Origin of the sequence: Streptomyces sp. NPDC005263, assembly GCF_042872365.1 — a bacterium.
Classification (GTDB): domain Bacteria; phylum Actinomycetota; class Actinomycetes; order Streptomycetales; family Streptomycetaceae; genus Streptomyces.
The window spans coordinates 31,826-45,329 of sequence record NZ_JBIAKJ010000018.1; the positions used below are offsets into that span (position 1 = coordinate 31,826).

Consider the following 13,504-nt stretch of genomic DNA (forward strand, 5'->3'; position numbering starts at 1 on the left):
GCGGCCAGCATCACACGCGTCACCCGCGCCGTGCGGCTCACGCCGATCACGCGGGTCACAGCGGCTCACAACGCCTTGAGCCCCTGAGCGGTGGCCCGCGCCAGGGACCCCAGATACCCCTTCGGGAGCTTGGGGCTGCGGATCACCACCGAGCGCCAGTACAGCGGCCCTGAGATCAGGTCGAGCGCCAGGTCCGCGTCGAAGCCGTGCCGTATCTCGCCGCGCCGCTCCGCCGCCGCCACGATCTTGCTGGCGACACCCTCCTGCCCCTCCCGCAGGGCCTTCTGCAGGGCCTCGGCGATCTCGGGGTTGCGGGCCGCCTCGGCCTGGAGGTCGGGGATGATCTGCGAGGCCACGGGGTGCCGCAGGGCCCGGGAGGTCACCTCGTACAGCAGCCGCAGGTCACCCTCCAGCGACCCGGTGTCCGGCACCGGCAGCCCCTGCACGGCGACCGCGGAGACCAGGTCGAGGACGAGGTGCAGCTTGGAGCGCCAGCGGCGGTACACGGCAGTCTTGCCGACCCCCGCGCGGCGCGCGATCCCCTCGATGGACATCCGCGCGTAGCCGACGGCCGCGAGTTCCTCGAAGACGGCCGCCCGGATGGCCTCCGTCACGTCCTCGCGAAGCACGGCGGCCCCGGCGGGGGCACGGCGGCGCGGACGTGTCTTCGGCTCCTCGGCGTTGGTCGTCATACGGACCAGCATAGGGCGTAACGACGAAACGGTTGCGTTCCGACGTCAGATCGGCTTACGCTCACGTTGCGACGATACGGTCCCGTCCCGACGTAAGAAAACATGAAGAGAACCGTAAGGAAACGTCGGACGACGGACCCGCCGCCGCACCCGCACGACAGCCTCACGCACCACCCCACCCCCCGAACGAAAGCAGCGGATGTGAGCCAGGTCCTCCACACACCGCCCCCGACGACGGCACCCCCGGCCGACGACCTCGCGGCCCTCGCCGCCCGCCACGGCCTCACGGTCAGCGGCGCCCGCCCCACCCTGCGCGAGTACATCAGCCAGCTGTGGGCCCGGCGCCACTTCATCTCCGCCTTCTCGACCGCCAAGCTCACCGCGCAGTACAGCCAGGCGAAGCTGGGCCAGCTCTGGCAGGTGATGACGCCGCTGCTGAACGCGGCGGTCTACTACTTCATCTTCGGTGTGCTGATGGGCACCAAGAGGGGCGTACCGGACTACGTCCCGTTCCTGGTGACGGGCGTGTTCATCTGGACGTTCACGCAGAGCTCGATCATGGCGGGCACCCGCGCGATCTCCGGGAACCTGGGCCTCGTGCGCGCCCTGCACTTCCCACGGGCGGCGCTGCCGATCTCGTTCGCGCTGCAACAGCTCCAGCAGCTGCTGTTCTCGATGGCCGCCCTGGTCGTGATCCTGCTCTGCTTCGGCGTGCCGTTGTCCGCGTCCTGGCTGCTGGCCATCCCGGCGCTGGTGCTGCAGTTCACCTTCAACGCGGGCATCGCGATGATCATGGCGCGGCTGGGGGCGAAGACACCGGACATCGCGCAGCTGATGCCGTTCGTGCTGCGCACCTGGATGTACGTCTCCGGCGTGATGTGGAGCCTCGACCGCCTGCTCAGCAACCACAGCGACCTGCCGTCCTGGGTGGCGCCCGCGCTCCGGGCCAACCCGGCGGCCGTCTACATCGACCTGATGCGCTTCGCCCTGATCGACAGCTTCCACTCGAGCCAGCTGCCGCCCCACGTGTGGCCGGTCGCGACCGCCTGGGCGCTCGTCGTCGGCGTCGGCGGCTTCATCTACTTCTGGAAGGCTGAGGAGACGTACGGCCGTGGCTGACAACACGCAACTCGCGCAGGAGCAGATCCCCACCGTCGTCGTCGACGGCGTGGACATCGTCTACCGGGTCAACGGCACCGGCGCGGGCCGGGGTTCCGCGACCGCCGCCCTCAACCGCATGCTGCGTCGCAGGCAGACCGAGCAGGCGGCCGGGGTGCGCAAGGTGCACGCCGTCAAGAACGTCTCCTTCGTCGCCTACCGGGGCGAGGCGATCGGCCTGATCGGCACCAACGGTTCCGGCAAGTCGACCCTGCTCAAAGCGGTCGCGGGCCTGCTGCCGGTGGAGAACGGCCATATCTACACCGACGGCCAGCCCTCCCTCCTGGGGGTGAACGCGGCCCTGATGAACGACCTGACCGGCGAGCGCAACGTCTACCTCGGCGGCCTCGCCATGGGGATGTCCCGCGAGCAAGTCAAGGAGCGCTACGAGTCGATCGTCGACTTCTCCGGCATCAACGAGAAGGGCGACTTCATCACCCTCCCGATGCGGACGTACTCCTCCGGCATGGCCGCCCGCCTGCGCTTCTCCATCGCCGCCGCCAAGGACCACGACGTCCTGCTCATCGACGAGGCGCTGGCGACGGGCGACCGTTCGTTCCAGAAGCGTTCCGAGGCCCGCATCCGCGAGCTGCGCAAGCACGCGGGCACGGTGTTCCTGGTCAGCCACAGCAACAAGTCGATCCGCGACACCTGCGACCGGGTGCTGTGGCTGGAGCGCGGCGAACTGCGCATGGACGGTCCGACCGAAGAGGTGCTGGAGGCGTACGAGGCGTTCACCGGCGGCCCGGACAAGGCGAAGGCCCAGCCGCAGCCCAAGCCTGCCAAGGTGCCGCTTCCCTAGACCCGCGCTTCCGGAGACTGACAGGGCGCCCCGAGCCGCGATGGCCCGGGGCGCCCTGGTGGTGGTCGCACAGCTACGGATCCGTACGACTACGAACCCGTACCGATCACGAATGCGCCCGCAGCAGCGTCCGCATCGTCCGCATCGCCACCGACAGGTTCGCCAGATCGAACGAGTCCGAGCTCTGGATCTCCTCCAGAGTCGTCCGCGCCCGGCCCAGGATCGGCGAGTTCTTCTCCTCCCACGCCTTGAAGCGCTGCTCGGGGGTGGAGGTGCCGTTGCCGACCGCGAGGACGTCCGCGGTCAGCGCCGCGTGGGCCGCGTACAGGTCCTCGCGGATGGACGCGCGGGCCATGGACTGCCAGCGGTCGGCGCGCGGCAGCTCGATGATGCGGTCCATCAGCTGGGTGATCCGCAGACGGTCGGCGAGGTCGTAGAAGACGTCCGCGACATCCATCGGGTCCCGGTCCATCCGGTCGGCCACCGAGACGATGTCGAGGGTCGGGAAGGCCGAGGAGAACCCGGCCACCCGGGTCGCGATCTCGCCCGGGACGCCGACGCCCGTCAGCTCGTCGTAGATCTTCTGGTACCACTCCAGGTCCGCGCCCCGCAGCAGCTTCGGCAGCTGCGACCACACCTGTTCGACACGGTCGGCGAAGAACTCGACGGTCTCGGCGAGCTGGAGCGGCTGCGGCCGGTTGTTGAGCAGCCAGCGTGTGCCGCGCTCGACGAGGCGGCGCGAGTGCAGCCGGATGCGGGTCTGCACATCGGCCTCGACCTTGTTGTCGAGGGCCTCCACCGCGTCCCACACGGCCCCGGAGCGGAAGATCGCGCGGGCCACGGTCTGGGCCCGGACGATCTCCTCCAGCGAGGCACCGGTCTCCTCGCGCAGCCGGTGCAGATACGTCGTACCGCCCGTGTTCACCGTGTCGTTGACCAGCACGGTCGTGGTGATCTCGCGATGCAGCGGGTGGTTGTCGATGCGCTCGGGGAACTTCTCGCGCAGTGCGCTCGGGAAGTACGCGTGCAGCAGGGCGCGCAGGTACGGGTCGTCCGGCAGCGAGGTGTGCAGCAGCTCCTCGGCGACGGTGATCTTCGTGTACGCCAGCAGCACGGCCGTCTCCGGGCTGGTCAGGCCCTGCCCGGTGCTGAGGCGCTCGCGAATCTGACGGTCGGTGGGCAGGAACTCCAGGGCCCGGTCCAGCAGGCCTTCGCGCACCAGGTGGCGCAGGTACCGCTGCTGGGCGTGGAGCATGTCCTTGGACTGGGCGAGCGCGTTGGCGATGGCCGTGTTCTGCGCGTAGTTGTTGCGCAGGACGAGCCGGCCGACCTCGTCGGTCATCTCGGCGAGCTGCTTGTTGCGCTGCTTGACGGTCATGTCGCCGTCCGCGACCAGGCCGTTGAGCAGGATCTTGATGTTCACCTCATGGTCGGAGGTGTCCACGCCCGCGCTGTTGTCGATGGCATCCGTGTTGATCTTGCCGCCGAGCCGCGCGAACTCGATCCTGCCGAGCTGGGTCAGGCCCAGGTTGCCGCCCTCGCCGACCACCTTGACCCGCAGGTCGCTGCCGTCGACGCGGATCGGGTCGTTGGCCTTGTCGCCGACGTCCGCGTGCGTCTCGGTGCTCGCCTTCACGTACGTCCCGATGCCGCCGTTCCACAGCAGGTCCACCGGCGCCTTGAGGATCGCCTTCATCAGGTCGGCCGGCGTCATCTTGGAGACCTTCTCCTCGATGCCGAGGGCCTCCCGGATGTGCGCGTTGACCGGGATCGCCTTGGCGGTACGGGGGAACACGCCGCCGCCGCCGGAGATGAGCTCGGTGTTGTAGTCGGCCCAGCTGGAGCGCGGCAGTTCGAAGACGCGGCGGCGCTCGGCGTAGGAGGTGGCCGCGTCCGGCTTCGGGTCGATGAAGATGTGCCGGTGGTCGAAGGCGGCGACCAGCTGGATGTGCTCGCTCAGCAGCATGCCGTTGCCGAACACGTCACCGGACATGTCACCGATGCCGACGACCGTGAAGTCCTCGGCCTGCGTGTCCACGTCCAGCTCGCGGAAGTGCCGCTTCACGGACTCCCAGGCGCCGCGGGCGGTGATGCCCATGCCCTTGTGGTCGTAACCGGCCGAGCCGCCGGAGGCGAAGGCGTCCCCGAGCCAGAAGTTGTACTGCTCGGCGACCCCGTTGGCGATGTCCGAGAAGGTCGCGGTGCCCTTGTCGGCCGCGACGACGAGATAGGTGTCGTCCTCGTCGTGCCGCACCACGTCGGCGGGCGGGACCACTTCACCGGCGACCATGTTGTCGGTGATGTCGAGCAGCGCCGAGATGAAGGTCTTGTAGCTGGCGATGCCCTCCGCCAGCCACGCGTCCCGGTCCACGCTCGGGTCCGGCAGCTGCTTGGCGACGAAGCCGCCCTTGGCACCGACCGGCACGATGACGGTGTTCTTCACCATCTGCGCCTTGACCAGGCCGAGGATCTCGGTCCGGAAGTCCTCACGCCGGTCGGACCAGCGCAGCCCGCCGCGCGCGACCTTCCCGAACCTGAGGTGCACGCCCTCCACCCGCGGCGAGTACACCCAGATCTCGTACGCCGGACGCGGGGCCGGCAGATCGGGGATGGCCCGCGGGTCGAACTTCATGGAGACGTACGTGTGCGGCTGACCGCCCGCCGCCTCCTGGAAGAAGTTCGTGCGCAGGGTCGCCTTGATGACCGTGAGGAAGGACCGCAGGATCCGGTCCTCGTCGAGCGACGCCACCTGGTCGAGGGCCGCGTCGACCTCCTCAAGGAGCGCCTCGACGATCTCGAGCCCCGCCCGCTGCCGCTCGGGCGACATGCGCGCCTCGAACAGCGAGACGAGCAGCCGGGTGGTGTGGACGTTGTTGCGGAGGGTGTCCTCCATGTAGTCCTGGCTGAACGTCGAGCCCGCCTGCCGCAGGTACTTCGCGTACGCCCGCAGCACCATCGCCTGACGCCAGTTCAGCCCGGCGCTCAGCACGAGGGAGTTGAAGCCGTCGTTCTCCGCCCTGCCGGTCCAGGTGGCGGCGAAGGCCTCCTGGAACCGCTCGCGGCCGTCGTCGCCGAGGTAGTCGCCGCTGCCGCTCTTCGGCCGGGGCATGCGCAGCCCGAAGTCGTAGATCCACGCCACGCTCCGGTCCGCGCAGCGCAGTTCGTACGGCCGCTCGTCCATGACCTCGACACCGAGCCGGTTGAGGACCGGCAGCACGGCCGACAGGGTGATGGACTCGCCCTTGCGGTAGATCTTGAACCGGCGCTCCTCGGGGGCGGCGCCGACGGGCTCGTAGAGGCTGAGCGCGAAGCCCGTCTCCTCGGTGAGCTTCTCGATCTGGGCGAGGTCGGCGACCGCGGAGCGGGGGCTGTGGTCGGCCTTGTAGCCCTCGGGGATGGCGCCCGCGTAGCGGCGCAGCAGCTCGGCGGCGCGTTCCTCGCCGAACTCGGCGTTCAGTGCCTCCGCGAACCCGTCGGCCCATGACCTCGCGGCGGCCACCAGGCGCGCCTCGATGCGGTCCTTGTCGTTGTCGCTGAGCTGCGGCAGCTCGGTGCCCTGCGCGACACGGACGACGAAGTGCAGCCGGGAGAGGATCGACTCGGTGTTCCAGGCGGTGAAGTCGACGCTGGTGCCGCCGAGTTCCTCCTTGAGGATGTCGATGATCCGCAGTCGGACACCCGTGGTGTACCGGTCGCGCGGAAGGTAGACGAGGGCGGAGTAGTAGCGACCGTACTCGTCCTGCCGCAGGTAGAGCCGCAGCCGCCGCCGCTCCTGAAGGTAGAGGACGGACGTGACGATGGACTGCAGTTCGTCGGGCGGGGTCTGGAAGAGCTCGTCGCGCGGGTACGTCTCCAGGATCTGGAGCAGATCACGCCCGTCGTGGCTGTTGGGCGAGAACCCGGCCCGCTCCAGCACCTCTTCGACCTTGCGCCGGATGACGGGCACCCGCCGCACCGACTCGGTGTAGGCGGCGGACGAGAACAGTCCGAGGAACCGCCGCTCACCCACCACGTTCCCGGCCGCGTCGAACTTCTTGACGCCGACGTAGTCGAGGTAGGACGGCCGGTGCACGGTCGACCGGCTGTTCGCCTTGGTCAGCACCAGCAGCTTGTGCTCACGCGCCTTGACCCGGGCGTCGGCCGGCAGCCGTTCGAAGGAGGGGCTGACGGGGTGGCTGTCGCCTTCGGTGTGATGCGGGTCGGACCGCAGGATGCCGAGCCCGGTCCCGGGCACGGCCGCCAGCGAGTCGTCCTCCCGCAGCTGGTACTCCCGGAACCCGAGGAACGTGAAGTGGTCGTCGGCCAGCCAGCGCAGCAGCTCGCGGGCCTCCTCGACGTCCTGCTCCCGCAGGTCGGAGGCGATCGGCTCCTTGGGCAACTCGTCGGCCATGCGCAGGGCCGCGTCCCGCATCTTCTCCCAGTCCTCGACGGCCTCACGGGCGTCGGACAGGACACGCAGCAGGTCGGCGGTGATCTGCTTGAGGTCGCCGCGGTCGGTCTCGCGGTCGATCTCCACGTGGATCCAGGACTCGGTGTGCCCGTCGTGCGGAAGCTCGCCGCTCAGGGGCGGGGTGAGCACTTCACTGAGCCTGCCGGCGACATCGCGCCGCACGGTGACCTGCGGATGGATGACGACGTGGATCCCACGTCCCTGCCGGGTCAGTTCGTTGGTGACGGAGTCGACGAGGAAGGGCATGTCGTCGGTGACCACCTCGACCACCGAATGACTGCACGTCCACCCGTTCTCCTCCACGGTGGGCGTGTGGACCCGCACGTTGGCCGTGCCCTGTGGGCGGTTCTCGGCCAACCGGTAGTGCGAGAGCGCGGCACCGTAGATGTCGACCGGGTCGCGGTCGGTGAGGTCCTCCGGTGCGGTGTGCAGGTAGTAGCGCTGGAGGAACGTGAGCAGGGTGTCCCGGTCGGGTGTGCTCTCGTCCGTCGTCCCGGTCGGTAGGTGCCCCCCGACCGGGCTGTTCTCAGCAACCCGGGCGGCCCTCTCGAGCAACTCGGCCTTGGCTTCGTCCAGCTTGGTCTGCATTGTCCTCTGGCTCCTGTCGCGCGCCGTTGCGTGACGTAGAAGGAAGTACGGTCTCTTCCCTGGTGACGTGACGCCGCGACGCGGGGTGTCCGGTCTGCTTCGACGCTATGCCGCAAGGTGAGATGTGCGGGGGGATATCAGCCATTCTCGACACGCCATCGGGGTGTGACACTGCTCTCTGTGGCATGTGCTTCCGAGGTGTGTACGGAGTCCTGGGGGCTCCTGCGCCCCCGTCCCGCCCCTGAAGACCAGCGACCGCCGCCCGGTCACGGAGGTAAGCCGTGCTTCCCGGGCGCAGGGCAGAGGCGAGTACGCCCCCGCGAACTATCGCGCTGATCACGCCACCAAGGCTATCGCTCCTCACAGGTCCCCCGTCATGAGCCGTATGTGTACAAAACTGGGGGTGGAAGTTTGACGTTTCGCACAGGAGTGACTGCTGGGGGCGGGGCTGCTGGGGCAGGATGCGGACCCGCCCCGCCCCTCATGCCGCGAGCCGCTCCGCCTCCACGACGGCCTCCGCCAGCGTGTCCACCACAGGCACCCCTATCCCCTCCAGGCTGGCCCGCCCGTGGGATCCCCCGGTGTACAGCACCGCTCGCGCCCCCACATGCAGCGCCGCCACCGCGTCGTCCGCCGCGTCCCCGATCACCACGGTCCGGGCCGGGTCCACCCCGGCGAGCGCCGCCAGATGCCGCACCATGTGCTCCGCCTTGCTCCCGCCCGACGGTCCGGTCCGCCCGTCCACCCGCACGAAGTGCGCCTCGATCCCGAACCCCCGCACCAGCGGCACGAGTTCGTCATGGACGTACATGCTCAGGATCGACTGGCTGCGCCCCGCCGACCGCCACCCCGAGAGCAGCTCCGTCACCCCGGGGGTGAGTCCGCACCCCACCCGGTGCTCGGCGTAGTACCGGTGGAAGGTCTCGTCCATGACCTCCCACTCGGCGTCGGTGGGCAGCCGTCCCATCAGCCGCTCGTAGAACTTCGGCACCGGCACGCAGTACGAGGCCCGGTACTGCTCCAGCGTGAGCGGCGCCAGCCCCAGCTCGGCGAACGCCGCGTTCGTCGCCCCGATGATCGCCTCGTTGTCGTGGAACAGCGTGCCGTTCCAGTCCCAGACAATGTGTGCGCCTGTCTGCTTCCCCATGTCAGAAAAGTACCCGCCGCCACTGACAATCAAGTGAGCACAGGCCAGAACGCCGCCGAGGTGCTGTCAGGCGCGGCATCCGAGAGGCGTGTCGAGCCGCCCGCTCAGGCCACCGACCCCACCAGGTTCGGGATCTCCTGCGTCGCGAACCAGAGCAACTCGTGGTCCTCGGCCCCGTCCACGACGAACTGCGCGTCGTCGTCCCCGCCGTCCGCCGCCGTGATCGCCTCGGCCGCGGCGGCCACATCGGCCTCCGCGTCGTCCGAGTCGACGTGCACGGCCGCCGCCTTGGCCAGCCGTACGGTCCCGGTGACCCGTACCTCGCCCAGCACCGCCGGATCCAGCGCCCGGTCGGGATCGGCGCTCGCCGTCCCGTCGGGTACGTCCACGGCGACCACGACCCGGCGTCGCGCCGCGTCCGGGTCCGCCGCCAGCAGCCGCAGCGCGGCCTGCGCGGCACGGTTCAGCGCCGCGTACTCCAACTCCTCGATGTCGTCGGAGAGGTACCACTCGCGCAACGCCGGCGTCACCGCGTACGCGACGAACGGCCCGCTCCCCAGCTCTCCCGTCTTGTACGCCTCGGCGAGACCGGGAAGGGTCAGGGGGACGTAGACGCGCATGGCTGGCCGCTTTCGTGGTCGGTTCCGTGGTCGGAGGCTTCCGCACAGGTTCCGGAAGCGCGAATCCGCGTCTCCCGGACGGCCCTCAGGATACGTGCGGGGCGTCCCCTTTCGAGTCCCTGCCCACCCTCCCGCAGGCGTCAACCCATGACTTGGAAAATCACCCCTCGCACCCTCGCCACCACTGCCTTTTCCGCCCTCGACCACTCGGATAAGTGAACCTCCCCGGAGCCTCAATCCGAGCCCCCGTCGCCTTGCTTCCGCGCCCCACCGCCCCGTACAAGATCCCCAACAACGAAGTTACTGCCCGGTACAGCCGAGCCGATCGCGAACGGGGACGTACATGAACAAGGTCATGACCAGGGCGAGCCACCACCCCGGCGCCCGCCCGCCGAGCCGTCGCGACCAGCGCCGTTCCGGCGGCACGCCGCCTCGTGCACCGGGCGGAGGCACCAGCCGCACCACGACCCCGGACGGCCGACCTCCGGGCTCCCCGGGCGGCCGGGGCCCGGCGCTGCGTACCAGGCCCCTCGACAACCGCCCACCCACCTCCTCCGCCGCCCTCGCCTCCCCCACGCCCATGCCGGCGGCCGCGGCCGCACCCACGTCCGTCGCTCCTCACGCCCCCGCACAGAGCCCGCCCAGGCCGCTTCCGCAGCCCCGCCCCACCGACGTGTTCGCCGACCGTCTGCTCGCGGTCCTGAGCGGCCGACGGCCCGTTCACTGGATGCTCCGGCACACCGCGGGCCGCGCCTACGACGAACTGGCCTGGCTCGCCGATCGCGGCCCCCTGCGCACCACCGGGGGCACCGCGCCGGTCGTCCGGGACATCGGCTACTTCGTCCCCCGCCCCGGCGCCATCGAGGTGTTCGCCCGCATCGGAGCCGGCGACCAGCTGCGCGCCATGGCCTTCCGGCTGGAACAGGGCCGGGACCTGCGCTGGCGCTGCACGGCGGTGGAACTGGGCGGCCCACGCAGGCCGACCACGGACGACGACTGACGCTCACCGCCCCGCCGTCCCGCCCCGCTCACCGCATGCCGAAGGGCCGGGCACCAAAGGTGACCCGGCCCTTCGCCGATCGCTACCGCGCCGCTGACGACGGCACCGTCAGTTCGACCGCGCCGTCGCTCTCGCGGCGTCGCCTCTCGCGGATGTCACTTCTTGCGGCGGCGCCCGCCACGGGACTGCTTGCGCCGCTCCGCGCGCGTGAGACCGTCGGCCTCGGAACGCACCGGCTCCTCGTCGTCGTTGAAGTCGCCCTCGACGACGCCGCCCTCCCCGTCCACGGTGGGCGCGGAGAAGTGCAGTTCCCGGCGTTGCGGGACGTCGAGTCCCTTGGCGCGGATCTCGGGGCGCGCGCCCGCCTGCGCCGGCACCGCGTCCTTCTCGAGCGACGGCTTCTCGTCCTCGACGGGGACCTCCTCGACCTGTTGCTCGACCTGGACCTCCAGGTTGAACAGGTAGCCGACGGACTCCTCCTTGATGCCCTCCATCATGGCGGTGAACATGTCGAAGCCCTCGCGCTGGTACTCGACCAGCGGGTCCTTCTGAGCCATCGCCCGCAGGCCGATGCCCTCCTGGAGGTAGTCCATCTCGTAGAGGTGCTCGCGCCACTTGCGGTCCAGGACCGACAGCACGACCCGGCGCTCCAGCTCACGCATGATCTCGGAGCCGAGCTGCTTCTCGCGCCCCTCGTACTGCTCGTGGATGTCGTCCTTGATGGACTCGGAGATGTACTCGGCGGTCAGTCCGGCCCGGTCGCCGGCTGCCTCCTCCAGCTCATCGACGGTGACCTTCACCGGGTAGAGCTGCTTGAACGCGCCCCACAGCCGGTCGAGGTCCCAGTCCTCGGGGAAGCCCTCGGCGGTCTCCGCGGAGACGTACGCGTCGATGGTGTCGTTCATGAAGTGCTGCACCTGCTCGTGCAGGTCCTCGCCCTCCAGGACGCGGCGCCGCTCGCCGTAGATGACCTCGCGCTGCCGGTTGAGGACCTCGTCGTACTTCAGGACGTTCTTACGGGTCTCGAAGTTCTGCTGCTCGACCTGCGACTGGGCGGACGCGATCGCGCGCGTGACCATCTTGTTCTCGATCGGCACGTCGTCCGGGACGTTCGCCATGGACATCACGCGCTCGACCATCTGGGCCTTGAACAGGCGCATCAGGTCGTCACCGAGGGACAGGTAGAAGCGCGACTCACCGGGGTCGCCCTGACGGCCGGAACGACCGCGCAGCTGGTTGTCGATGCGCCGTGACTCGTGCCGTTCGGTGCCGAGGACGTAGAGCCCGCCGAGGTCCTTGACCTCCTCGAACTCCGCCTTGACGGCCTGCTCGGCCTTCTCCAGGGCGGCGGGCAGGGCCGCGGCCCACTCCTCGATGTGCTGCTCGGGGTCGAGGCCGCGCTGGCGCAGCTCCGCCTCGGCGAGGTCGTCGGGGTTGCCACCGAGCTTGATGTCCGTACCACGGCCGGCCATGTTGGTGGCGACCGTCACGGCGCCCTTGCGGCCGGCCTGGGCGATGATCGGCGCCTCACGGTCGTGCTGCTTCGCGTTCAGCACCTCGTGCTGGATGCCGCGCTTGGAGAGCTGCTGCGAGAGGTACTCGGACTTCTCGACCGACGTCGTACCGACGAGGATCGGCTGGCCCTTCTCGTGCTTCTCGACGATGTCGTCGACGACCGCCTCGAACTTCGCGACCTCGGTGCGGTAGATCAGGTCGGACTGGTCCTTGCGGACCATCGGGCGGTTGGTCGGGATCGGGACGACGCCGAGCTTGTAGATCTGGTGGAACTCGGCGGCCTCGGTCATCGCCGTACCGGTCATGCCGGAGAGACCGGGCAGTTCCTTGCCGTTCTGGTCGTGGCGCTTGTAGAGGCGGAAGAAGTTCTGCAGGGTGATGGTGGCGAGCGTCTGGTTCTCGTCCTTGATGTCCACCCCTTCCTTCGCCTCGATCGCCTGGTGCATGCCCTCGTTGTAGCGGCGGCCGGCGAGGATACGGCCGGTGTGCTCGTCGACGATCATGACTTCGCCGTCGATGACGACGTAGTCCTTGTCCTTCTTGAAGAGCTCCTTGGCCTTGATGGCGTTGTTCAGGTAGCCCACCAGAGGGGTGTTCACCGACTCGTAGAGGTTGTCGATGCCCAGCCAGTCCTCGACCTTGGAGACACCGGGCTCGTGGATGGCGACCGTGCGCTTCTTCTCGTCGACCTCGTAGTCGCCGGTCTCCTCGATGCCCTTGAGGGGGTTGCCGGCCTCGCCCTTCTTCAGGCGGGTGACCAGCTTGGCGAAGTCGCCGTACCACTTGGTGGCCTGGTCGGCCGGGCCGGAGATGATCAGCGGCGTACGGGCCTCGTCGACGAGGATCGAGTCGACCTCGTCGACGATGGCGAAGTTGTGGCCGCGCTGGACGAGTTCGTCCTGGGACCACGCCATGTTGTCGCGGAGGTAGTCGAAGCCGAACTCGTTGTTCGTGCCGTAGGTGATGTCGCACGCGTACTGCTCACGGCGCTGGGCCGGGGTCATGTTGGCCAGGATGCAGCCGACGGACAGGCCCAGGAACTTGTGGACGCGGCCCATCATTTCGGAGTCGCGCTCGGCCAGGTAGTCGTTGACCGTGATCAGGTGGACGCCCTTGCCCGCGATGGCGTTCAGATACGCGGGCAGGGTGCCGACGAGGGTCTTGCCCTCACCGGTCTTCATCTCGGCCACATAGCCGAGGTGGAGGGCCGCACCACCCATCATCTGGACGTCGTAGTGACGCTGGCCGAGCACCCGCTTGGCAGCCTCACGCACGGTCGCGAAGGCCTCGGGAAGCAGATCGTCCAAGCTCTCGCCGTCGGCGTACCGCTGCTTGTACTCATCGGTGAGGGCCCGCAGCTCGGCGTCGGAGAGGTCGACGAAGTCCTCTTCGATGGAGCTGACCTGGTCCGCGATGCGGTGCAGCTTGCGCAGGATTTTTCCTTCGCCTGCACGCATGATCTTTGAGAGGACGGACACGGGGGTTGGTCTCCTTGCCGGTCGGGCCTGGGACGGTCGGTTTTTATTGGACTA

General features: G+C 69.1%; 8 protein-coding genes. 3 read left to right on the top strand and 5 right to left on the bottom strand.

Features of this window, described 5'->3' with window-relative positions; all coding sequences use genetic code 11:
* Nucleotides 1–65: 65 nt before the first annotated feature.
* Complete coding sequence (locus ACFYRY_RS40920; RefSeq protein ID WP_389158007.1) at nt 66–692, bottom strand: TetR/AcrR family transcriptional regulator; 627 nt, start codon at nt 690–692, stop codon at nt 66–68.
* A 201-nt stretch (nt 693–893) separates the two neighbouring features.
* Between ACFYRY_RS40920 and ACFYRY_RS40925 the strand changes: the two genes are divergently transcribed.
* Both ACFYRY_RS40925 and ACFYRY_RS40930 read left to right on the top strand, forming a co-directional pair.
* Nucleotides 894–1,811, top strand: a complete 918-nt coding sequence (locus tag ACFYRY_RS40925; protein ID WP_389158010.1) for an ABC transporter permease — start codon at nt 894–896, stop codon at nt 1,809–1,811.
* On the top strand, nt 1,804–2,652 hold the full coding sequence (locus ACFYRY_RS40930) for an ABC transporter ATP-binding protein (protein ID WP_389158013.1): 849 nt from the start codon (nt 1,804–1,806) through the stop codon (nt 2,650–2,652). The genes ACFYRY_RS40925 and ACFYRY_RS40930 overlap by 8 nt, the downstream gene beginning before the upstream one ends.
* Nucleotides 2,653–2,758: 106 nt before the next feature.
* Here ACFYRY_RS40930 and ACFYRY_RS40935 read toward each other — a convergent pair whose 3' ends face one another.
* The 3 genes from ACFYRY_RS40935 to ACFYRY_RS40945 form a co-directional block, all read right to left on the bottom strand.
* Nucleotides 2,759–7,690, bottom strand: coding sequence for an NAD-glutamate dehydrogenase (locus tag ACFYRY_RS40935; protein WP_389158016.1), 4,932 nt, complete (start codon nt 7,688–7,690; stop codon nt 2,759–2,761).
* A gap of 481 nt (nt 7,691–8,171) precedes the next feature.
* Entirely contained in the window at nt 8,172–8,837 is a 666-nt protein-coding gene (locus tag ACFYRY_RS40940; RefSeq protein WP_389158018.1) for an HAD family hydrolase, read from the bottom strand.
* 104 nt (nt 8,838–8,941) lie between these two features.
* On the bottom strand, nt 8,942–9,457 hold the full coding sequence (locus ACFYRY_RS40945; protein ID WP_389158021.1) for a DUF6912 family protein: 516 nt from the start codon (nt 9,455–9,457) through the stop codon (nt 8,942–8,944).
* A gap of 343 nt (nt 9,458–9,800) precedes the next feature.
* On the opposite strand from ACFYRY_RS40945, the gene ACFYRY_RS40950 reads away from it, so the two are divergent.
* Nucleotides 9,801–10,457, top strand: coding sequence for an Rv3235 family protein (locus ACFYRY_RS40950; protein ID WP_389158024.1), 657 nt, complete (start codon nt 9,801–9,803; stop codon nt 10,455–10,457).
* Nucleotides 10,458–10,612: 155 nt separating this feature from the next.
* On the opposite strand, the gene secA is transcribed toward ACFYRY_RS40950, so the two are convergent.
* Nucleotides 10,613–13,450 (bottom strand): preprotein translocase subunit SecA, encoded by a 2,838-nt coding sequence (gene secA / locus ACFYRY_RS40955; RefSeq protein ID WP_389158026.1) that lies wholly within the window; start codon nt 13,448–13,450, stop codon nt 10,613–10,615.
* Between the last annotated feature and the right edge of the window lie 54 nt (nt 13,451–13,504).